This is a genomic window from Bradyrhizobium campsiandrae, assembly GCF_014529705.1.
Taxonomy (GTDB): Bacteria; Pseudomonadota; Alphaproteobacteria; order Rhizobiales; family Xanthobacteraceae; genus Bradyrhizobium; species Bradyrhizobium campsiandrae.
The window spans coordinates 25,713-46,526 of the sequence record NZ_JAANIH010000069.1; the positions used below are offsets into that span (position 1 = coordinate 25,713).

Sequence of the window (20,814 nt, forward strand, 5' to 3'; positions counted from 1 at the left end):
CGAACTCAACGAACTTGGGGAAGTTGTAAGGCCGCGTGCAGACGCTAACCTCTCCGCGGCCAGCACATCAAGTTTCGCCGTATTGCAACGGCCAAAGATTCATTTCAGCCGCCGCCAAACCGCCATACATGGGCGTTCGATGCAACGAATGCCTCAGCTTTCGTTCGCAATGGCGATCGCTGTGCCGACGGCAATATCCAGAATCTCGTCGGACAATTGCCTGTCGGACACCGCCCGGGCCAATTGCAGCGCGCCGACCATGGTCGAATAGATCGCGATCGCCTTGCGCCGCCGTTCTTCCGGGGTGCCGTGCCTGATCTGCTCCGCCATCAGGCCGACGATATCGGCGATTTTTCCGGTGAAGGCCTGGCGCGTTGGCTTGGGATGTCGCGCGATCTCGGCGACCAGCGCGGCGGTCGGGCAGCCGGCACCGGTTCGGTCGCGGTGTCGGGTGGAGAGGTAGTCGCGAATCGTGGCTTCGATGGCGGTGCCGTTCTCGATATTGGCCTTGTGCCGCGCCTCGCGCCGTGCGAGCGCATCAGCCAGCACCTCCCGCACCAACTCTTCCTTGGAAGCGAAGTGCGTATAGAAGGCCCCATTGGTTAGACCCGCCTCCGACATGATGCCGGCAAGGCCGACAGCGGCGATCCCGTTCTCGCGGAATTGTGCGGAGGCGACATCGAGGATGTGCCGGCGCGTCTCGTCCTTGTGTCCCTTGTCGTAGCGCATGGCCTCTGTTCCTTGCCGCCATCCGCCCGAACGGGTGGCCACGGGACCGTGAGCAATATCCCTATTGCATTACGATCATAATAAGACATTATAGGGATAATGCAATGACCGCGTGCCGTCGTGGCCTGGCGGAAAGGACCCTGAGAATGTCAGCCGAGGACGTCGCCGCACTGCCCTTGTCCGCCGCCGACGCAGCCGTCGACGCGGCGGCTCCGGTTCGTTCGGCCGCACCACCCGCCCAGAGCGCCAGCGATCAGCGCCGTGCCGCGTTGCTGACCGCGCCGATCCTGTCGACCCTGCTCAAGCTCGCGGCCCCGACCGTGACGGTGCTGGTGGCGCAGACCGCGGTGAACATCGCGGAGGCCTATTATGTCGGCTATCTCGGCACCGATGCGCTGGCCGGCGCCGCGCTGGTGTTCCCGATCTTCATGCTGATGACCATGATGTCGAATGGCGGATTCGGCTCCGGCGTCGCCTCGTCGGTGGCGCGCGCGGTCGGCGCCGGCCGACGCGACGATGCGGATGCGGCGCTGTTCCACGCCATCGTGCTCGCGATCATCGCCGGCGGGCTGTTCACGTTCGGCGCGCATTTCGGCGGCCCGGCCCTGTTCCGAACCCTCGGCGGCCGCGACGGCGCGCTCGACGCGGCGGTCACCTATGCCAGCTATTTGTTCGCCGGCGCCATTCCAGTCTGGATCGTCAACCTCCAGGCCGCAGCCTTGCGCGGCTCGGGCAATGTCAAGGTCCCGGCGCTGGTGACGCTGATCGGCGCGCTCGTGACCATTCCGGTCTCGCCACTCCTGATCTTCGGCTTCGGACCGGTGCCCAGCCTGGGCATCGGCGGCGCCGGCGTCGCCTTCGGACTCTATTATGGCGCGGCGATGCTGTTCCTGCTGCGTTACATGTCCTCGGGCGCCTCGGGTCTGCGGCTCCACATCGTGCCGCTGCGCGCAAAGATCTTCGGCGACATGCTCAAGGTCGGCATCCCCACAGCGCTCAACGCGGTGCTGACCAATCTCACCGTCATTCTCGTCACTGGCGCGGTCGGCCTGTTCGGCACCTCCGCGCTCGCCGGCTACGGCATCGCCTCGCGGCTCGACTACATCATGATCCCACTCCTGTTCGGTATCAGCACTGCGACGCTGACCATGGTCGGCGTCAACATGGGCGCGGGCCAGACCGCGCGGGCGCGGCGGATCGGCTGGGTCAGCGGCGCCGCCGGCATGATCATGACGGGCTCCATCGGCCTGCTGGTCGCGATCTTCCCGACGGTCTGGCTGCATCTCTTCAGCCACGACGCCGACGTCGTGAATGAGGGCATGACGTATTTGCGCATCGTCGCGCCGGCCTATGCGGCGCTGGGATTCGGCTTCGTCACGTCATTCGCAGCCCAAGGCAGCGGCCGGGCGATGGGTCCGCTGATGTCCGCGGTCGCGCGTATCCTGATCGCCGCCGGCGGCGGCTGGGTTGCCGTTGCGTATTTCGGCGCAGGCATGACCGGTCTTGCCACCATGGTCACGATGTCGCTGGCCGCCTACGCCGCGATCTGCGTGCTGATCATGCTCTCGCCGTCGACCTGGCGCGCCGAGCCGCGCGCCTAGGAAGGGCTTGCGCGCGGCTCGCGCCTGCCGCAATTTGCGTTCATTTTCCATTTTGCGGTGAACGGAGAAGCTTCGCCCATCGTGGCCGGTTTATATGGATTTTCATTTCATTGATTTCGCCCGCCGGAGAAGCGAATAGGGTTTCCAATCATTTCGCCCATGGAGACCAAGATGTCGTTTCGCCCCGCTTTGATCCTCGCGACGGTGCTCGCCGCGTGGTCGGCAGCAAGCTCAGCCGAGACCATCAAGATCGGCGTGACGCCGGGACCGCATGCTCAGATTTTGGAAGCCGTGAAGCCGATCGCCGCCAAGCAGGGGCTCGATATCCAGCTCCTCGAGTTTTCGGACTATGTGGTGCCGAACGCGGCGCTCGACGCCGGCGAGATCCAGGCCAATTCGTTCCAGAACCAGCCTTATCTCGACAACCAGAAGGCCGATCGCGGCTACAAGATCGAGGCCGTTGGCCTCACCGTGAACTTCCCGATCGGCGTCTATTCGAAGAAGCACGAGGCGTTCGCCGATATTCCCGAGGGCGGCAAGGTCTCGATCCCCAACGATCCGACCAATGGCGGCCGCGTGTTGTTGCTGTTGCGCGACAAGGGCGTGATCAAGCTGAAGGATGGCGTTGGCTTCAAGCCGACGGTGCTCGACATCACCGAGAACCCGAAAAAGCTGAAATTCATCGAGGTCGACGCGGCGCAGGCGCCGCGCGCGCTCGACGACGTCGATGCTGCCGCGATCAATACCAATTATGCAACCCAGGCGGGCCTTGATCCCGTCAAGGACCCGATCCTGCGCGAGGATCCGAAGGGACCCTATGTCAACCTGATCGCGGTGCGCAGCGCCGACAAGGACAAGCCCTGGGTCAAGATCCTGGTCGACAGCTATCACACGCCCGAGGTGAAGGAGTTTGTCCTCACCAAGTTCAAGGGCGCGGTGTTGCCGAGCTGGTAGGCAGTCTGCTTGGCCAAAGGTCCAGCGCAGGGGCCTGATCTCGGCGGGCAGCCTTGCGCATTGCCTGCTTGCCTCCGGCTCCAGCAACCGACATCATCGGTTCCCGTGGCCAATCTCGCCCGACAGGGGTCGTATGAAACGCTTTGCAAATCTGAAACGCCTGGGATTTTTCACGCGACTGCTCGATGAAGCCCCGGCGGCCGAGCGCTACCGCTTTGCCGCCGAGCAGATCGTGCGCGCCGAGAAGGCGGGGCTGGATTCCGCGTGGATCGCGCAGCACCATTTTCACGAGCGCGAAGGCGGCCTGCCGTCGCCCTTCACCTTCCTCGGCTACGTCGCAGCCCAGACTTCGCGCATTCGTCTCGGCACCGGCATCGTCACCTTGCCGCTGGAGAGTGCGGTGCGGGTGGCGGAGGATGCGGCGGTGCTCGACCTGCTCTGCAATGGCCGCTTCGAACTCGGCGTCGGCACCGGCGGCAATCCATCGGCCTTCGCCGCCTTCGGCCTCGACGGCACCCAGCGCAACGAGATCTTTGCCCGCAATCTGGAGGTGGTCCGCAAGGCGCTGACCGGCAAGCCGCTTGATGGCGGCGACACGCTCTATCCGCAGCGGCCGCAATTGGACAAGCGCATCTGGCAGGCGACCTTCTCGGTGGCGGGTGGCGTACGCGCCGGCAAGGCCGGCGACGGCCTCTTGCTGTCGCGAACCCAGCCGCGGGCCAAGGACGCGCCGAACGCCACGCTCGCCGAGATCCAGAATCCGATCATCGATGCCTATCTCGAAGCGCTGCCGCCGGGCGCCGAACCGCGCATCATGGCCTCGCGCAGCGTGTTCGTCGCCGACGATCATCGCGAGGCGCTGCGGCTGGCCGATATCGGGCTCCGCCGCGCACTGCCGCAGTTCATGAAGGGCGGTCACCTCCCTCCGGGCGAGACGCTGGAGGAGATGATCACCGCGTTCGACACCCATGTCGGCGGGCCAGATGAGGTTATCGCCTCGCTGCGGTCCGATGCGACGCTGGATCGGATCACCGATCTGGTCTTCCAGGTCCATTCGGTCGATGCGCCGCACCCTTACGTTTTGCGCTCGATCGAGCTGGTGGCGGACAAGGTCGCGCCGGCATTGGGCTGGACCCGGACGGCGCCCGAAGTGGCCCTGGCGGGCTAGGCGGGATTTGATGGATTGCACGAGGCCTTGAGATGACTACGCCGGACATCATCGACACACTCGCCGGGATCAAGCCGGGCTCGGCCCTGGACGCCATTCGCGCCAAGCGCCTGCAAGCGCGCGAGAACGCGCAGAAAAGCTATCTGTCTCTGTTCGAGCCGATCGATGCCGGCGGTTTCTCGCTGCTCGAACGTGCCGCGGTTGCAACCTTCGTGACCGGTCTCCATGGCGAGTCGCCCGTAGCCAGCTTTTATCGCGACAAGCTCGCGGCGAGCGCGGGCGGAGCGGCTCTGCTTGAAGCAATCGACGTCGAGATCGCGCGCGGCAAGACCTCGGGGCCATATGGCTCGTTTCCGGCGGGTCCGCTGTCGATCGAGAATACGGCCGGACTGATCTATCGCGTGAGCGCGGATCGCAAGCCTGGACTCGGTGCTCGGCTCACTGCGGCCCTCGAGCACGCGCACCTCCTGGTGTTCCGTCCGCGCGATGCGGCGTCGAGCGACATGAAGGCGCTGCTGGCCGCAGGCTGGTCGACCACCGGCATCGTCACCTTCTCCCAACTCGTTGCGTTCCTGTCGTTCCAGGTGCGGGTCGTCAGCGGCCTGCGCACGCTCGCCGCGGCAAGCGCATAAGAGGAGCCCGCAATCATGAGTGCGACCGTCAATCCGCCCAATGTCTTCACCCAGGATGAGCTCGGCTGGGTCTCCTGGATCGAGCCGTTGCCCGAGGCCGAGCTGACAGAGCGGCATTTCGCAGGCCTCGTCGACCGCGCCCGCGCCAAGTCGGAATATTTCCGCCTGCTGGTGCGCGATCCCGAGGTGCTGGAAGCCCGCACCAAGACCGACAAGGACATCTTCTACAACGTCGCCGACGGCCTGCCGCGCGCCGAGCGCGAGCTCGCCGCGGCTGCGACCTCACGCTACAATGGCTGCATCTATTGCGCCTCGGTGCATGCGCGCTTTGCCAGCACTTATTCCAGGCGGCGAGACGACGTGCAGAAGCTGCTCGACGAAGGCGTTGGTGCCGATCTCGGCGAGCGCTGGAACGCCGTGGTCAAGGCCTCTGTCGCGCTGGCCGCGACGCCGATTGCGTTCGGCCCTGACAATATCAAGGAGCTGCGCCAAGCGGGCCTCGACGATGCCGAGATCGTCGATGTCATCAACGGTGCCTCGTTCTTCAACTGGGCGAACCGGCTGATGCTGTCGCTCGGGGAGCCCTCGAAATAGGCAATTTCACCGGCACAAGACTTGCTGCTTATCTGTAACACCTGACTGGATGGAGCCGTGCATGAGCAACATCAATCGTCGAACCCTGGTCCAGGGCTCTCTCGCCATGATGGCGGGCGCAGCCTTCTCCCGCAGTGCCTTCGCCGACGCTGAGCCGATCCTGCTCGGTGTCAGCGGTCCGCTGACGGGGCCGAACGCGCAATATGGCACCCAATGGAAGCAGGGTTTCGATCTCGCGCTGGACGAGATCACGGCCGCCGGCGGCATTGACGGCCGCAAGCTTGCCTATCAATTCGAGGACAGCCAGAGCGATCCACGCCAATCGGTCGCGATCGCCCAGAAATTCGTGTCCGATCCCAAGATCGTGCTGGAGCTCGGCGATTTCTCCAGCCCGGCCTCGATGGCGGCCTCGCCGATCTATCAGCGCGGCGGCCTGGTGCAATTCGGCTTCACCAATTCGCACCCTGACTTCACCAAGGGCGGCGACTTCATGTGGAGCACTTCGGTCAGCCAGGCCGACGAGCAGCCACTGCTGGCGCGCTATGCGGTGAAGAGCCTGGGCCTCAAGAAGCTCGCGGTGCTGCATCTCAACACTGATTGGGGCCGCACCAGCCGTGACTATTTCAACAACGCCGCCAAGGAATATGGCGCGGAGATCGTCGTCACCGAAGGCTACATCGCCGAGGAGCGCGACTTCCGCTCCACCTTGGTGCGCGTGCGCGATGCCAATCCCGATGGTCTGGTGCTGATCTCCTATTATTCCGACGGTGCGCTGATCGCGCGCCAGGCGCGGCAGGTCGGACTGAAGCAGGTGATCTGCGCCGCAAGCTCGGTCTATTCGCCGAAATTCCTGGAGCTCGGTGGCGAGGCCGTCGAGGACGTGCACGTCGGCACCCGCTACTTCCCGGAAGATCCGCGGCCCGAGGTGCAGAAATTCATCGCCGGATTCAAGAAGAAGTACAACGGGCTGGAGCCAGACGCCTTCAACGCATATTCCTATGATGCGATGAACATGGCCGCGGCCGTGATCAGGATCGGCGGCACCGACCGCAGGGCGATCCGCGATGCCTTCGCCAAGGTCAAGGACGTCCCGAGCGTCATCTTCGGCACCGCGACGTTCGACGTCGCAACCCGCCGCGTCAAGGGCGCGATGAATGCCGAGCTCGTCGTGCGCAAGGGCCAGTTCGCGCTTTGGGACGGCAAGCCGACCTGACATGATGGCCGGGTCTTTCGTCCCGGCCGCTTTTCTCTGATTGGGACCATCGCGTGTCTTCCTGGCTCGACTACACCATCAACGGGCTGATCGTCGGTAACGTCTACGCGCTGGTTGCGGTCGGGCTCGCGCTGATCTTCGGCGTCAGCCGGCTGATCAACTTCGCACAAGGCTCGATCTATCTGGTCGGCGCCTATATCGGCTGGGTCGCTGTGGTGCAGCTGCATACGCCGCTGCCGCTCACCATCATCCTTGTTGCGGTGGTGGCCGCCCTGGTCGGCCTGATCATCGAGCGGTTCGGCCTGCGGCCGCTGCAGAACTCGGTGCGCATCGCGCCGCTGCTGGCGACCATCGGCATCAGCTTCGTGCTGGATCAGCTCGTGATGCTGACCTTCTCGCCCAATCCGCGGGCGCTGCCGAGCCAGTTGCCTGATGTCCGCTTCCAGGTCGGTGGCGGCACCATCGGGCCGCTCGATCTCTTGATCGCCGGCGTCGGCATCACCAGCGCGCTGCTGCTGTTCGTGTTCTTGCGTTACAGCAAGCTCGGCTGGGCAGTGCGCGCGGCCTCGCAGGATCGTGACGCGGCGATGCAGATGGGCGTTGACGTCAACCGCGTCAATCAGGCGGTGTTCGGCATCGCGGCTGCGCTCGGCGGCGTCTCGGGCATGCTGGTCGGCATGTACTACAACCAGATCGACACCGCGATGAGCCTGCAGGCGACGCTCAAGGGTGTCGTCGCGGAAGTGGTCGGCGGTGCCGGTAACGTGCCGGGTGCGGTCGTCGGCAGCCTTCTGCTGGGCCTCGTCGAGAGCTACGGCGTCGCCGTATTCGGCACCAGCTACCGCAATCTGTTCGCCTTCCTGCTGCTGGTCGTCGTGCTGGTGCTGCGGCCGAACGGCCTGTTCGCCAGCGCGCGGCAGGCACCGCCGGAGCCCCTGACCGGCACCTTCATCGCGCCGAGCCGGCCGCTGCGCATTCCGTGCTGGGCCCTGTCGGCTGCGGTTGCGGTGTTCGCGATCCTGCCGCTGCTGCCGGTGTCGTTCTACGTGCTGCAGACGTTGATCAACGCCTGGCTGCTCGGCATGCTCGCGCTCAGCCTGACGCTGGTGGCCGGCACCATCGGGCAGGTCTCGCTCGGTCACGCCGCGCTGCTCGCGATCGGCGCCTATACCTCGGCACTGCTGTCGCTGACATTAAACCTGCCCGTCGGGCTTGCCATCATCGCCGGCGGCCTGATGAGCGCCGCCCTCGGCACGATCCTGATCTCCCCGTCGTTCCGTCTGCGCGGCCACTACGTCTCGATCGCGACGCTTGCGATCGGCGAGATCGTGTCGCTGGTGATCCTGAACTGGGAAAGCGTCACGCGCGGCCCGATCGGCATTTCCGGCATCCCGCCGCTGTCGCTGTTCGGCTACGATTTGATCAGCCCGGCCTCGATCTACTGGTTCGCGTTCGCCGTCATGGTGGTGCTCGCGTTGCTGCAGGCGCGCCTGCTCTCATCGCATCTCGGCCGCAGCTTTCGCGCCATCCGCGATGACGACATCGCCGCGCGCGCCTATGGCCTCAGCCTCAACCGCTACAAATCGCTCGCCTTCATCTTCGGCGGGTTCGCCGCCGGCGTCAGCGGCGGCATCGCCGCGCATCTCTATTCCTATATCAACCACGAGACCTTCAACACCCAGCAATCCATTTTGGCGCTGACGGTCGTCATCCTCGGCGGCCTCGGCAATGTCGTCGGCGCCATCGTCGGCGCGGTGGCGCTGGTCGGCCTCCCCGAAGTGTTCAGAATCGCGGCGGAATACCGCATCCTGATCTACGGCATCGTGCTCTTGCTGCTCGTGCGGTTCAGGCCGCAGGGCCTGTTGGGGACGATCTGATGGCGGAAGCGAATGCACCGCTGTTGTCCCTGCGCGGGCTGACCCGCCGCTTCGGCGGCCTGACCGCCGTCGACGGCATCGATCTCGATCTCGCCAAGGGTGGGCTCGTCAGCATCATCGGTCCGAACGGCGCCGGCAAGACCACGCTGTTCAATCTCGTCACCGGGCTCGACCGGCCCGATGCGGGCGAGGTTCGTTTCGAGGGACAGGACATCACCGGCCTCTCGCCGGAACGGCTCGCGGCGCAAGGCATCGCGCGCACGTTCCAGCTCGGCCGGGTCTTCGGCAATCTCAGCGTGATGGACAACGTCCTGATCGGCGCCCACACGCGGCTGCGCGCGGTCAAGCCGGCGGTGCCCGTGATCGGCCCGCTGCTGGAATTGGGCCTGGCGCTGTTGCGACCCGCTAGCGTCAAGGCCGAGGAAGAGCGGCTGCGCGATGACGTGAAGGCCATTGTCGCCCGCTTCGGCGAGCGGCTGTTGCCGCGGATCGACCAGCCGGCCTACAGCCTCTCCTACGCCAATCGCCGCCGCGTCGAGATCGCGCGTGCGCTGGCGCTCAAGCCGCGCCTCTTGCTGCTCGACGAGCCCACCGCCGGCATGAACCCGAGCGAGACCGCGGAGATGCAGGCGCTCGTCGCCGAGCTCAAGACGGAAGGGCTGACCATCCTCCTGATCGAGCACAAGCTGGAGATGGTGATGCAGCTCTCCGACCGAGTCATCGTCATGGACGAAGGCAAGAAGATCGCAGAAGGGCCGGGCGAACAGGTGCGCACCGATCCCAAGGTGATCGAGGCTTATCTCGGTCACGGGCTGTCGGGGGCGGCGGAGCAGGAGAATGCAGCATGAGCACGGGCGCACCCGAACCGTTGCTGGCGTTGTCGAACGTCAACACCTTCTACGGCCAGGCCCAGGTGCATTTCGACCTGTCCATCACCGTTGGCCGTGGCCATATCGTTTGCCTGCTGGGCGGTAACGCCAGCGGCAAGTCGACCACGATGAAGATCATTCTGGGCCTGGTCAAGCCGCGCTCGGGCGAGGTGATGTTCGACGGCGCCTCGGTGATCGGCCTGACCACGCCGCAGATCGTTCGCCGCGGCATTGCCTCGGTGCCGGAGGCGCGGCGGCTGTTCGCCGACATGAGCGTCCGCGAGAACATCCTGATGGGTGCCTTCGTGCGTAACGATCGTGAGGCGATCGCGCAGGATCTCGACAAGATGCTGACGCTGTTCCCCAAGCTCGGCCAGCGGCTGTCGCAGCGGGCGGGCTCGCTGTCCGGCGGCGAGCAGCAGATGGTGGCGATGGCGCGTGCGCTGATGAGCCGGCCGCGCCTGATCGTGATGGACGAGCCGACCATGGGGTTGTCGCCGCTCTATGTCGATCGCGTGCTGGAACTGATCCGCGCCATCAACGCGGAGGGCGTCTCGGTGTTCATGGTCGAGCAGAATGCCAGCCTCGCGCTCGAGATCGCACACGAGGCCTACGTGCTCCAGACCGGCAAGATCGTGTTGTCGGGCCCGGCGCGGACGCTGAAGGAAGACCCGCGCGTGCGCGACGCCTATCTCGGCGGTTCCGAGGCGGCGTGAGGCGTGCCCATGCACGAACGTCGTCCCGGCGGCTTCGGTTTGCACTGGTCAGTATGACTACTTTGTGAAAATATCATACCGTTGGGCGCAATGGGCGTGCGGCGGAATGCGTGTCGTGACGAGATGGTCAGTGTGGGCTGCCGAGCCCGGAATGGTGTCGCTGTTCGGCGGGCTCGTCGCCGCCAATGTCGCCGCATGGGCTTGGGCCTTCGAGGCGTTCGCGGACCGGCCCGCGGTGATGGCGACCGCGCTGCTGGCCTGGGTGTTCGGCCTGCGCCACGCTGTCGATGCCGACCACATCGCCGCCATCGACAACGTCGTGCGCAAGCTGATGGCGACGGGCGAGACGCCGCGCAGCGTCGGGCTCTATTTCGCTCTCGGCCATTCCACCGTCGTCGTGGTCGCGACCATGCTGCTCGCGCTCGGCGTCGTCAGCCTTGGTGGCGACAGTTTGCTCAAGAATATCGGCAGCCTGATCGGCACCTCGGTGTCGGCCCTATTCCTCTTGCTCATCGCGGCGATCAACCTGGTGATTTTCGCCGGCCTGTGGCGAACCTTTCGCGCGGCGCGCGAGCAGGGCGTTCATGACGCCGCCGGGCTTGATGCGCTGCTCGCCCATCGCGGATTTCTAGTGCGCCTGCTCGGCCCGATGTTCCGCCTGGTGACAAGGCCCTGGCACATGTTTCCGCTCGGCCTCTTGTTCGGCCTCGGCTTCGACACCGCGACCGAGATCGGCCTGCTCAGCATCTCCGCCACCGAAGCGGCGCGCGGTGCCTCGCTCGCCGACATCCTGGTTTTCCCGGCGCTGTTCGCGTCAGGAATGGCGCTGGTCGACACGGCCGACTCCGCGCTGATGGTCAGCGCCTATCGCTGGGCCTTCGTCGATCCCATGCGCAAGCTCTGGTACAATCTCACGATCACCGGCGCGTCCGTCGCGGTCGCCCTGTTCATCGGTGGCATCGAGGCACTTGGTTTGATTGCCGATCGGCTTGGACTTGACGGCGGGGTGTGGGCGCTCGTCGACGCTCTCAATGAATCGCTCGCCAATGTCGGTTTCGCGGTGATCGCGCTGTTCGTGATCGCCTGGCTGGTCTCGCGCCTGGTCTACCGCCGCATGTTCGCGGCGGCTTGACGGCCTCAGGCCGACGCCGCGCTCGCTATTTGCTCGGCCGGTTGATCATCGCCGTTGGGATCACCAGGCGCGGTCGCCCAGGCCAATTCCACCAGTGTGACGATCCGGCGCCCGCCGCCGTCGAGCTGGACCACGATCAGGCCCTGCTCCTCCATATAGCCGAGCAACCGCTGCGCCCGGCGCAGCGAGTGCGATCCATAGGCGCGGGCGATGGCGATATCGCCGGGGCAGGGCCAGCCTTCCTTGGCGGCGCGCGCGATCATCATGAACACGCCCTGCATGTCGTCGGGCAGGATCGAGGCCCGCAATGTCACCTCCTGCCAGGCATCGTCCTCGGCGATGTCAGTGCCGAGGCCGGCGCGCGCATGGGTCAGCATGCGACGGAATTCGGTGAGGTCGGGCACGGAGGCGCCGAGGCCTTCGATGCGGCAGCGGACCACGAATTCCTGATAGAGCACGCCGATGGCGCGGAAACCGGCATCGGGCGCGGCCAAGACGGCGCGCAAGGTGCGATCGACGCGCTCGCGCCGCTCGGCGAGCTCTTCGGCGCTGACGGGAACCTCGACCTCCTCTCGGCTGATCTCGGGCGCGGCCGCCTTGGCCGCGCGGAGCTGCTCGAGCAGGTCAGGCGCTGGCCGTCGCTGCGGCCGGCTGGCGTCCGGCGGCGGCGCGGCGAGAATGACGGCGCGAGCGTCTTCAAGTGTGGCCTCGGGCAGCGGCATCAACCGCGGCGTCGAATTGCGCGGGCTGGTCTCGGTCGAACCGATGTTCAGGCGCAGCGGACGGCGCGACAGCGCAGGCCCCAACGCCATGAATTGTCCGCGTTCGAGATCGCGAAAGGCTTCCGCCTGTCGCCGCTCCATGCCGAGCAGATCGGCGGCGCGCGCCATGTCGATGTCGAGGAAGGTCCGGCCCATCAGGAAGTTCGAGGCTTCGGCCGCGACGTTCTTGGCGAGCTTGGCCAGCCGCTGCGTCGCGATGATGCCGGCAAGTCCGCGCTTGCGGCCGCGGCACATCAGATTGGTCATTGCACCGAGCGACAGTTTTCGCGCTTCGTCCGAGACTTCGCCGGCGACCGCGGGCGCGAACAGCTGCGCCTCGTCGACCACAACCAGCATCGGGTACCAATGGTCGCGCTCGACGTCGAACAGGCCGCCGAGGAAGGTGGCCGCGCGCCGCATCTGGTTCTCGGCATCCAGCCCTTCGAGATTGAGTACGGTGGAGACCCGGTGCAGCCGCGCGCGCTCGCCCGCGACCTGAAGGCCGCGCTCGGTGTGATCCTCGGCGTCGATCACCAGATGTCCGAAGCGTTCGGCCAGCGTAACGAAATCGCCTTCGGGATCGATGATGGCCTGCTGCACCCAGGGCGCGCTCTGCTCCAGGAGGCGCCTGAGCAGATGCGACTTGCCGGAGCCGGAATTGCCTTGCACCAGGAGCCGGGTGGCCAGCAGTTCCTCGAGGTCCATGGCCGCCGCGGCGCCCGCCGTGGTCAGCCCCATCTCGATCGCAACTGTCATGTCCCCGACTCAAGTCCCCGTCATCAGCGGCAAGGGACTTATCAATCGGAGCGGGATGCGTCGAGCAAAACAGGACGAATCACGCCCCGTTGCCCACGGCCGATTTCAGCCGAGCTTCGAAAGCCGTAGAAGTGCGGGCCGGTAGGGGGGCTGCGGATCGTCGTCCTCGCTGTCAGGAATCGCGCAGGCGCCGAATTCCTGTCTGATCCGCTCCATCTCGGCGATGCGCTCGTGCAGCCGCTGCAGATGCTCGGCCGACGTCGCCCGCCAGAATCTGAACGTATCGGCGGTGAGCGGCAGGAATGCCGTTCCCGCCAATGTCGGTTCGGGAACAATGGTGCGTCCGAGCAGCAGGAACTTGCTCTTGCCGGACACGACAAGTGTCGCATAGCCGCGATTGCCGATTCGCCTGATCCCGTTCAGTGACCATTCGGCGAGCTTGCTGAAATAGGGCTCCTCGCGCCAGCGATCCGGGCAATGGTCATCGACCGTCACGTTCACGGCGTCCTGGCTGAAATGCACGATGATGCCGGACTGCGCGGGAAACCAGGTCTCGTCGAGATGGCCCTGCAGCCAGGCGCAGGCGAAGGACCGGCACATCTGCGGGCGGCGATCGTAGATCGTGCACCCCGCGCCGGTCTGCCAGTGCTTGCAGAGCTGGTTCACCGGCTTGTCCACCGCGGCCACCTCGAGGATGTCGCAGCAGGCGTTGCAGGTTCCGCATTGTCGTGTCGGCGACGCCGACTTCGGTAGGCCGGTCGCGCGAAACCCCTGGTCGTCGCGAACCAGCAGCTTCTGCTTCTCGAGTGCAGTCAACGCACGTTCGATCTTGAGACGGGATAGCCCGGTGGCGTCGATCACGCTCTTCATCGTGGTCGCGCCGGCCTCCACCGCGCGGACGACGCTCAACATTGCCTGGTCCATTGTTCTTGTTCTTGTTGCCTCGGGCTTGTCTGGTGTTCCAGCAAACCGTGCGGCCCGCTGGAACAGCAGACTGGCAAATAGATTGCAGACACCTGATTGAGACAAATATGCTGCTCATTTCTTCGCTCTTTTGACAAGAAGTCGGGCCCGCAATGCGCGCATGCTGCGCTTGCGCAAACGCAGGGCGATGCAGCGGGCCGTGACCGCTTTCGACCTCACGTGCGAACGTCAATCCGGCTGCCCGGACCCATTTGCGCTCGATCTCGGTGCGATTCGGCGCTGCGCGCGGCCAAGAGAGACGCGTGATACGGCCGTCGTCACGCAGTCGTGATATTTGCCCACATGTCCCGAACGTCGCGTGAGCCGACACGTTTGCGTGATGGCAGCCTAACTTGATCTGACACAGATCAAGATCGGCCGGCTCGATGGCTGCTAACCTTGCGGCCGTGACCTTTCTGACCTTCTTCACGGCGACCTGTTTCCTCCTGGCCATGCCGGGACCGACCAACACTCTGCTCGCGACATCGGGGGCGGGGATCGGCATCTCGCGCTCGCTTCATCTGCTGGCGGCGGAGCTGTGCGGTTATCTGTGAGCGATCGCGCTGTTGCGGCTGGCGCTCAATCCCATCCTCGACGATGTCCCCCTCGCGGCGGTCGCGCTTCGCATCGCGGTCACCGTCTACATCCTGGGTCTCGCGGTCACGCTCTGGCGCGTCAATGTGCGGGAGCTTGGTGGCGGCGCTCCGGTGACGTTTGGCTAGGTGCTGATCACAACGCTCTTGAATCCGAAGGCGATGGTGTTCGCCTTCCTGCTACTGCCGCTCCACGCCGGCCTGTTCGAGCTCTTGCCCTGGATCGCCGTGATTGCGCTTCAGATCGTCACGGCAGGCGCTGCGTGGGTGACATTGGGCGTGATGCTCGGTCGTGGTGTGCGACGCCTGGGGCGGCCGGAGATCGTCACGCGCACCGGCGCAGTCACGCTCGTCGCCATGACCGGCCTGATCTGGCTTCAAACTTTCTGGAACGCCTGACGGACCAGACCGGGATTGATCCGGCCAGACGCCACTCGTCCCGAGCTTTCCGGCCGAACTTGCGCGGCGTCAACGTCGGAAACGCTCGCACGCGGCATTGTTCCAAACACTAAGCGGAGGCTTGCATGGTCAACCGACGGAGTTTCATGGCGGGGATTGCCTGTGCGGCCGTAATGCGTCCGCTGCCGTCGCGCGCCGCCGCGGCCATGACTTATGACGAGGCGGTGCGCGCTACCTGGGCGCCGCTGCGCGCCGAAGGCGGCGTCAGTGAAATCGTCCGTTATGCGACGCTGGCTGCCAACAGCCACAACACCCAGCCATGGCGTTTCACCTTGGGGCCGCGAAGCATCGCCCTCGCGCCGGATCTCTCGCGCCGCTGCCCCGCGGTCGATCCGAACGATCATCATGTCTTCGTCAGCCTTGGCTGCGCGGCCGAGAATCTGACGCATGCGGCCCTTGCCCTGGGGTTGCGGCCGGCGCTGCGCTTCGAAGCCGATACGATCATGGCCGATTTCGAGAACGCTTCGGCGGAGCAATCGCCGCTGCTCGCCGCAATCCCGCACCGGCAGTCGACGCGCGCGGTCTACGACGGCAAGCCTGTGACGACCGACCTGTTGCGCGAGCTCGATCGGGCAGGCCGCGGTGAAGGCGTTGCGATGCTCCTCGTCACCGACCGCAAGCGGATGGCGGCAATCACGGATTACGTTGTTGAAGGCAACACGACACAGATGCGCGACGCCAGGTTCATGGCGGAGCTCAAGGCCTGGTTGCGCTTCAGCGAGCGGGAGGCGGTCGCGACCATGGACGGCCTGTTTTCGCGCGCATCGGGCAATCCGGCCTTGCCGCGATGGCTGGCGCAGCCCCTATTGCCGTTCGTGTTCACCGAACGCTCCGAGAACGACAAGTATCGCGCCTGCATCGAGAGCTCGGCGGGTCTTGCGGTGTTCGTCGCCGAGCATGACGACGCGGCCCGTTGGGTCGAGGTCGGGCGTGCCTGCCAGCGCGTTGCGTTGCAGGCGACCGCGCTCGGGTTGAAATATGCCTTCGTCAATCAGCCGGTCGAAGTGCCGCACCTCCGCCGCCAGCTTGCTGCCTATCTCGATCTCGGTTCGCGCCTGCCCGATCTCGTGGTGCGTTTCGGTACCGGGCCGGAGCTGCCGAAGTCCTTGCGCCGGCCCGTCGCTCAGGTGATCGCGTAAGGCGTAGCGCCGCGGCGCCGCCCCATCACTGCGCGCCTGAGCCGCCCTGCACGATCTTCTCGTTCAGCTTCTGGTCCACGGTCTCGACGGTGCGGTCGATCTCGGCATTGGGCACGCCGAGCTGATGCGAGATCAGCTTCACCAGAAGGTCGACGCGCTCGATGAAGGGCGCGCCGCTGGCGACCGCGCGCGCCGCCGACGACGGCTTGAGCAGGCTTTCGGCGGCCTTGGCGTATTTCGCAAACGGCACCTGGTCCGCGGGGTCGGCGCCGAGACGGCGGGCGATGGCGTCGACATGATCGTAGATCGTCTGCGAGCGCTTGAGGTCGCCATGCACGGCGTCGCGGATCGACTGCGGCTCGTGCGGCGTGATGCAGCGGTAGTTGCCGGTGAGCAGCATCGACCATTTCGCCAGCGGCACGAACAGGGACGAGAACACTTTCAACTTCACCGGCACGTCCTTGCCGTCGAGCGTGACCGCGTCAATGTCGGCCTCGAGCTCGCGCAGCAGCTTGTTGTGCTTCTCGTCGGCGAAGACCGACGCCTTGAAGTTGGTGGGCAGGCCGACATGCAGCACGTTCGCCGCTTCCTCCGGCGGACGGAAGGCCTGCGGATCGGGCGAGCACAGCGTCACCAGTCCAGGCTCGAACCGCTCCCACACCTGCGCATTGGTGTAGGCCTCCTCGAGATCCATGTCTGATAGCGCCGGGATGCGCTTCAGATACGGCAGCGGCGGCATGTTCATGATCGAGAGGCACGGCAGTTTGGCCGCCGCGATCTTGACCATGAGCATGCGGACCGTGTGGTTGGTGTATTGCGGCTCCTGCATCGCCAGGCCGACGAGATCGTAGCGGGAGAGGTCGACGTTCTGCGGCGTCACCGCATCCAGCTTGCCGGGCAGGTCGCGCGAGAAGATCGCGCGGTGCACCGCCTCGTCGCGCAGCTTGATGCGCACCTCGGTACCGTCGCGGTTGATCAGCTCCGCGGTCTTGGCGCGGCAGACCAGGGTCACGTTGTGTCCCGCCATCAGGAGCTTGGTGCCCAGCAGGGAGCCGTAGGAAGCTCCCAGAATCAGAATGTTGCGCGCCACGTTTCGTCCCCTCGACATCCCGCCCCCGGCGTCATCCCAGGGTGCGTTGGCCGGCATGTAAGGCAAATGGGTCGGGGATGGCAACTGGGATAATGCATACAAGGCGGTCGGCCCGGCGCCGCTTGTATGTTGCGCCATCTCGCGCGCCGATGAAGCGGTCCCGATGGTTCCTCGCTACCGTCAATCTGGCAACGAGGAAGCGGCAATCCGCCGCATATTGTCGTGCCCTCTATGTCATCAACGAAATCTATTTTTTGAGCGCCGGTCGCAGCAAAAAAAGCAAATGCCGCGCTGCAAAAATGGCAGAATGCGCCGACGACTGTGGGCAGCAACGGAGCTGAGACGTGACGATCAAGTTGAGCCGAGGTGAACTTCGCATCGAAGCCGGCTCGTTTCAAAGACCGGCCGTTTCGTCCGGTCGGTCCGCGAAGCGCGCGCAAACAAGAAGTCCCAGGCAAATGTCCGGAAAATTGCTGGCGGCGTACTGATATGGATACTCATCATCGATCTCATGACGCCTGCAATGGCGCCGGGCGCAACCTGGCGCGTTTGCGCAGCCGTGCGTCCGGGTTCTTCGAAAGCCTGTCGGTCGCTGAGCTCGCGCGCGAGGCGCCCAGGCATCTGTGGATTTCGGACTGGTCGAGAATCGCGAACGATTATTTGGTGACCGCCGAGACGGTGCGAAAGGACGGCTCCGCCCAGACTGCGGGCGAGGCCTGGCTGTGCGGGCTGACGGCGCTGGAGGTTGCGCGCAGCCTGGCGTGTCCGGGGGATCTCGATCATGTCGATTTCGCCGACAAGGTGGGTCATAGCCTGCGGAGTTTTGCGGATGATGCGGGCCCGGCCGTCGAACGCGTGGAGATCGATGGCCCCGATCAGGGGATGCTGACGGGCTTCTTTCTCCCGGTGCGCCGTCCCGGGCCGACCGCTCCCGTGGTCATCTGCGTCAGCGACGCGGGCACGTCCCTGGGCTCGATGGTGAGCCGGCTGCTGCCGGCCTCACTCTGCAGGGGCATGTCGCTGCTGTTCGTCGATGCTGGCCATCTATCCATTCGCCGCCGGTCGCGGGCAGAGCAGGCGTTTCAATGCTGGCTGGACTATCTGGAGGCGCGCCCGGATGTCGACCCGCAGCGGATCGCGATCTATGGCGAAGGCGTGGGCGCCGCGCACGCGTCCCGCCTTGCCTTCTCCGATCGCAGGATCGCTGCCGCCATATGTGACGGCGGGCTTGCGACGCCGGTCATGCGCCGGGCGTGGCTGCGCCGGAGCAGCGGCCTGGAGCCGGCTGTCGATGACGGCATCGCAGATGACGGCATCGCGTCGGATGCGTCGCGGCCGTCGCGCAGGATCCCGTGCCCGCTGCTCGTGGTCGTCGGGAGTCGCTCAATGGTGACGGAGCAGGACGCGCTGAAGCTCCAGGCCGGCTATCGGCAGGCCGGCGCCGATTGCGCAGTCGCCGTGCCGAACCGCATCCCGCATCCCCTTGGCGAGGTCGAGAATTTCGTCGCTGTCGATGATTTCATCTTCGAATGGCTGGACGGCAAGCTCGGGCCCGCGCGAAGGCTCGATGCCGTGACCTACCTCTGAGCCACGGTCCGGAAACGTGCGAGCGAACGGCTTCGGCGCGAGGAGAGCGACGTCGCGCTCGTGATCATCGGCGGTTCAGGAGGCGTCGATCGCCAGCAGGCGCGCAGCCAGCCGCGCGTTCTTGGCGATCGTTGCGAGCGTGGCATTCAGTTCGGCCAGGGTCTTCTCGTCGAGCTCGTTGAACATGGTCGAGTTCAGGGCGAGCTTGCGCTTCGACAGCTTTTCGATGTCGGCGTTCGCCTTTGCCGTCAGCGACATCAGGACGAAGCGCGCATCGTCCGCCCCCGGTTGCCGCGACAGCAGGCCGGCCTTTTCGAGGCTCTTGGTCTGGTTGGTCACGAAGGCGGGATGAACCCGCAGCTTGGTCGCGATGTCGATGCCGGCGACGCCGCGCCCTTCGTCGAGCTCGGTGATCGCCATCAGGATCAGCCATTGCGGCTCGGTAATGCCGAGCAGTCCGGCCCAGCTGGTGTGGATGTCCTCCAGCTGAGAATGGATCTCGACCACGTTCCAGATGAAATCTCTGATCGCCCTGTCGAGTTTCTTCTCGATCATGCGGCTAGTCCCCTCCGTTTGGCTTTGGTCATTGTTTTGATGAGATATAGGACAGGCCTCGACCGGTCGCGCAAGCCATGATGGGGCAGTAGACCTATTATACCAAAAGGTAGCCCCGTTTATTGCTTGCAAAAAGCAATTAATTAAATTAGGTCTGTAGTCCTCAGAATTTGCTGCTCTTGACCACGTCGATAGACAGCGATGTGAGACCTCCAAGAAAGCCCTCGGGATGCCCCCTGAGGGCTTTTTCATTTTTCTTGCCAGTTAACTGCAAGTTACCGCACTGCGTCAGCGTTCTGTTGCTTGGGGGCAACATTCGGTTCCGAAGTTACGATTCACCAAATCAACAAATTGAGGTGATTGTTTTTATAAACTATACGTGACTCCACGACGGAGGGGGCACCTCGCTGTCGTTTCAGTTCCGGACCATCTGTGCGGACCTGGATTGAACGGAAATTGAAGAGGGCAGAGCGGCCTCCCATCGGGGAGCCGAGCCCCCGGAACCGACTTGGAGGCTTACTAATGAAGTTGACGAAGACGCTCTTTCTCGGCACGGCCGCCAGCCTGATGGCTGTCTCGGGCGCGTTCGCAGCCGATCTCCCCGTGAAGGCCAAGGCGGTCGAATACGTGAAGATCTGCTCGCTGTACGGCGCCGGCTTCTACTACATCCCGGGCACCGACACCTGCATCAAGCTCGGTGGCTACCTGCGCGCTGACGCGAACCTGAACACCAACTCGGACTACAATCCGAACCAGAGCGGCACCCCCGGCGGTCGCAACCGCCTAGCGAACTACTACACCTTCCGCGCTCGTGAAGATCTCAACATCGACACCCGCACCGCCACCGAATACGGCGTTGTCCGCACCTTCTTCGACGGCGTCTTCACCTGGACGACCGGCAACTATTCCGGCACCGGCAGCGCGACCGGCGCGACCGCCTACAGCGGCAACCTGGCTCTGAACACCTCGGGTGCGACCCCGGCTCTCGTTGGTTCCTCGATCAACGGCACCGACGGCAACACCTCGGCCGGTGCGCTCGGCGTGTACTACGCCTTCATCCAGTTCGCTGGCTTCACGATGGGTAAGGCCGTGTCGCAGTTCGACGCGCCCTGGACCAACTATCCCGGCAACAGCGTCGACAACCTCGTCGGCGGCAGCGGCACCGTCACCGGCGTCACCCAGTTCACCTACACGGCCGATTTCGGCCAGGGCGTGACGGCGTCGTTCTCGGCTGAAGACGCAACCGCTTACTATCAGGCCGGCAACCTCAACATGACCGGCGCCAGCGTCGGCGGCATCATCGGTGGTTCGTACGGCTCCAACGCCATCGGCGGTTCGCGTTCGCCGAACCTCGTCGGTGCGGTGCGTGTCGACCAGGCCTGGGGTCTGTTCCAGGCGTCGGTTGCGGCGCATGACAACCACGTTG

General features: G+C 65.0%; 21 protein-coding genes. 16 read left to right on the top strand and 5 right to left on the bottom strand.

Annotated features, from left to right (window positions below; translation table 11 throughout):
- Positions 1-153: 153 nt before the first annotated feature.
- On the bottom strand, positions 154-729 hold the full coding sequence (locus G8O24_RS34865; RefSeq protein ID WP_188107053.1) for a TetR family transcriptional regulator: 576 nt from the start codon (positions 727-729) through the stop codon (positions 154-156).
- 146 nt (positions 730-875) lie between these two features.
- On the opposite strand from G8O24_RS34865, the gene G8O24_RS34870 reads away from it, so the two are divergent.
- The 10 genes from G8O24_RS34870 (at position 876) to G8O24_RS34915 (ending at position 11,485) form a co-directional block, all read left to right on the top strand.
- Complete coding sequence (locus tag G8O24_RS34870) at positions 876-2,330, top strand: MATE family efflux transporter (protein WP_188107054.1); 1,455 nt, start codon at positions 876-878, stop codon at positions 2,328-2,330.
- A 159-nt stretch (positions 2,331-2,489) separates the two neighbouring features.
- Entirely contained in the window at positions 2,490-3,284 is a 795-nt protein-coding gene (locus G8O24_RS34875; protein ID WP_188107055.1) for a MetQ/NlpA family ABC transporter substrate-binding protein, read from the top strand.
- A 133-nt stretch (positions 3,285-3,417) separates the two neighbouring features.
- On the top strand, positions 3,418-4,452 hold the full coding sequence (locus G8O24_RS34880; protein WP_188107056.1) for a putative FMN-dependent luciferase-like monooxygenase: 1,035 nt from the start codon (positions 3,418-3,420) through the stop codon (positions 4,450-4,452).
- A 32-nt stretch (positions 4,453-4,484) separates the two neighbouring features.
- A complete protein-coding gene (locus G8O24_RS34885) occupies positions 4,485-5,084 on the top strand; it encodes a CMD domain protein (RefSeq protein WP_188107057.1) in 600 nt (199 codons plus the stop codon).
- Between the two features lie 15 nt (positions 5,085-5,099).
- Complete coding sequence (locus tag G8O24_RS34890; protein ID WP_188107058.1) at positions 5,100-5,678, top strand: alkylhydroperoxidase domain protein; 579 nt, start codon at positions 5,100-5,102, stop codon at positions 5,676-5,678.
- Positions 5,679-5,739: 61 nt separating this feature from the next.
- The gene (locus tag G8O24_RS34895) at positions 5,740-6,891 is read left to right on the top strand and encodes an ABC transporter substrate-binding protein (RefSeq protein ID WP_188107059.1); all 1,152 of its coding nucleotides are present in this window, start codon (positions 5,740-5,742) and stop codon (positions 6,889-6,891) included.
- A 53-nt stretch (positions 6,892-6,944) separates the two neighbouring features.
- Positions 6,945-8,768 carry an ABC transporter permease gene (locus G8O24_RS34900; RefSeq protein ID WP_188107060.1) on the top strand — a complete coding sequence of 608 codons (1,824 nt, stop codon included), beginning with the start codon at positions 6,945-6,947 and terminating at the stop codon, positions 8,766-8,768.
- On the top strand, positions 8,768-9,616 hold the full coding sequence (locus G8O24_RS34905) for an ABC transporter ATP-binding protein (RefSeq protein ID WP_188107061.1): 849 nt from the start codon (positions 8,768-8,770) through the stop codon (positions 9,614-9,616). The genes G8O24_RS34900 and G8O24_RS34905 overlap by 1 nt, the downstream gene beginning before the upstream one ends.
- Entirely contained in the window at positions 9,613-10,353 is a 741-nt protein-coding gene (locus G8O24_RS34910) for an ABC transporter ATP-binding protein (protein WP_188107062.1), read from the top strand. The genes G8O24_RS34905 and G8O24_RS34910 overlap by 4 nt, the downstream gene beginning before the upstream one ends.
- A 106-nt stretch (positions 10,354-10,459) precedes the next feature.
- Positions 10,460-11,485 (top strand): HoxN/HupN/NixA family nickel/cobalt transporter, encoded by a 1,026-nt coding sequence (locus G8O24_RS34915; RefSeq protein ID WP_244646181.1) that lies wholly within the window; start codon positions 10,460-10,462, stop codon positions 11,483-11,485.
- A gap of 5 nt (positions 11,486-11,490) precedes the next feature.
- Here the strand turns inward: G8O24_RS34915 and G8O24_RS34920 are convergent, their stop codons facing one another.
- A complete protein-coding gene (locus G8O24_RS34920; protein WP_188107063.1) occupies positions 11,491-13,002 on the bottom strand; it encodes a helicase HerA domain-containing protein in 1,512 nt (503 codons plus the stop codon).
- 105 nt (positions 13,003-13,107) lie between these two features.
- Positions 13,108-13,926 carry a YkgJ family cysteine cluster protein gene (locus G8O24_RS34925; RefSeq protein ID WP_188107064.1) on the bottom strand — a complete coding sequence of 273 codons (819 nt, stop codon included), beginning with the start codon at positions 13,924-13,926 and terminating at the stop codon, positions 13,108-13,110.
- A gap of 425 nt (positions 13,927-14,351) precedes the next feature.
- On the opposite strand from G8O24_RS34925, the gene G8O24_RS44625 reads away from it, so the two are divergent.
- From G8O24_RS44625 to G8O24_RS34935, 4 genes are all read left to right on the top strand, one after another.
- Positions 14,352-14,519, top strand: coding sequence for a hypothetical protein (locus G8O24_RS44625; RefSeq protein ID WP_244646183.1), 168 nt, complete (start codon positions 14,352-14,354; stop codon positions 14,517-14,519).
- Between the two features lie 12 nt (positions 14,520-14,531).
- Complete coding sequence (locus tag G8O24_RS44630; protein WP_244646185.1) at positions 14,532-14,687, top strand: hypothetical protein; 156 nt, start codon at positions 14,532-14,534, stop codon at positions 14,685-14,687.
- Positions 14,688-14,957 (top strand): hypothetical protein, encoded by a 270-nt coding sequence (locus G8O24_RS44635; protein WP_244646187.1) that lies wholly within the window; start codon positions 14,688-14,690, stop codon positions 14,955-14,957.
- Positions 14,958-15,082: 125 nt separating this feature from the next.
- Positions 15,083-16,156: an Acg family FMN-binding oxidoreductase gene (locus tag G8O24_RS34935; protein WP_244646189.1), complete on the top strand. Its 1,074-nt coding sequence runs from the start codon at positions 15,083-15,085 to the stop codon at positions 16,154-16,156.
- 25 nt (positions 16,157-16,181) lie between these two features.
- Here the strand turns inward: G8O24_RS34935 and G8O24_RS34940 are convergent, their stop codons facing one another.
- On the bottom strand, positions 16,182-17,246 hold the full coding sequence (locus tag G8O24_RS34940) for a ketopantoate reductase family protein (RefSeq protein ID WP_188107065.1): 1,065 nt from the start codon (positions 17,244-17,246) through the stop codon (positions 16,182-16,184).
- Positions 17,247-17,735: 489 nt separating this feature from the next.
- On the opposite strand from G8O24_RS34940, the gene G8O24_RS34945 reads away from it, so the two are divergent.
- Positions 17,736-18,833 (top strand): alpha/beta hydrolase family protein, encoded by a 1,098-nt coding sequence (locus G8O24_RS34945; RefSeq protein ID WP_188107072.1) that lies wholly within the window; start codon positions 17,736-17,738, stop codon positions 18,831-18,833.
- A 75-nt stretch (positions 18,834-18,908) separates the two neighbouring features.
- Here the strand turns inward: G8O24_RS34945 and G8O24_RS34950 are convergent, their stop codons facing one another.
- Complete coding sequence (locus G8O24_RS34950; protein WP_188107066.1) at positions 18,909-19,388, bottom strand: MarR family winged helix-turn-helix transcriptional regulator; 480 nt, start codon at positions 19,386-19,388, stop codon at positions 18,909-18,911.
- A gap of 522 nt (positions 19,389-19,910) precedes the next feature.
- Between G8O24_RS34950 and G8O24_RS34955 the strand changes: the two genes are divergently transcribed.
- A partial coding sequence (locus tag G8O24_RS34955; RefSeq protein WP_188107067.1) for a porin occupies positions 19,911-20,814 on the top strand: 904 nt, incomplete at its 3' end.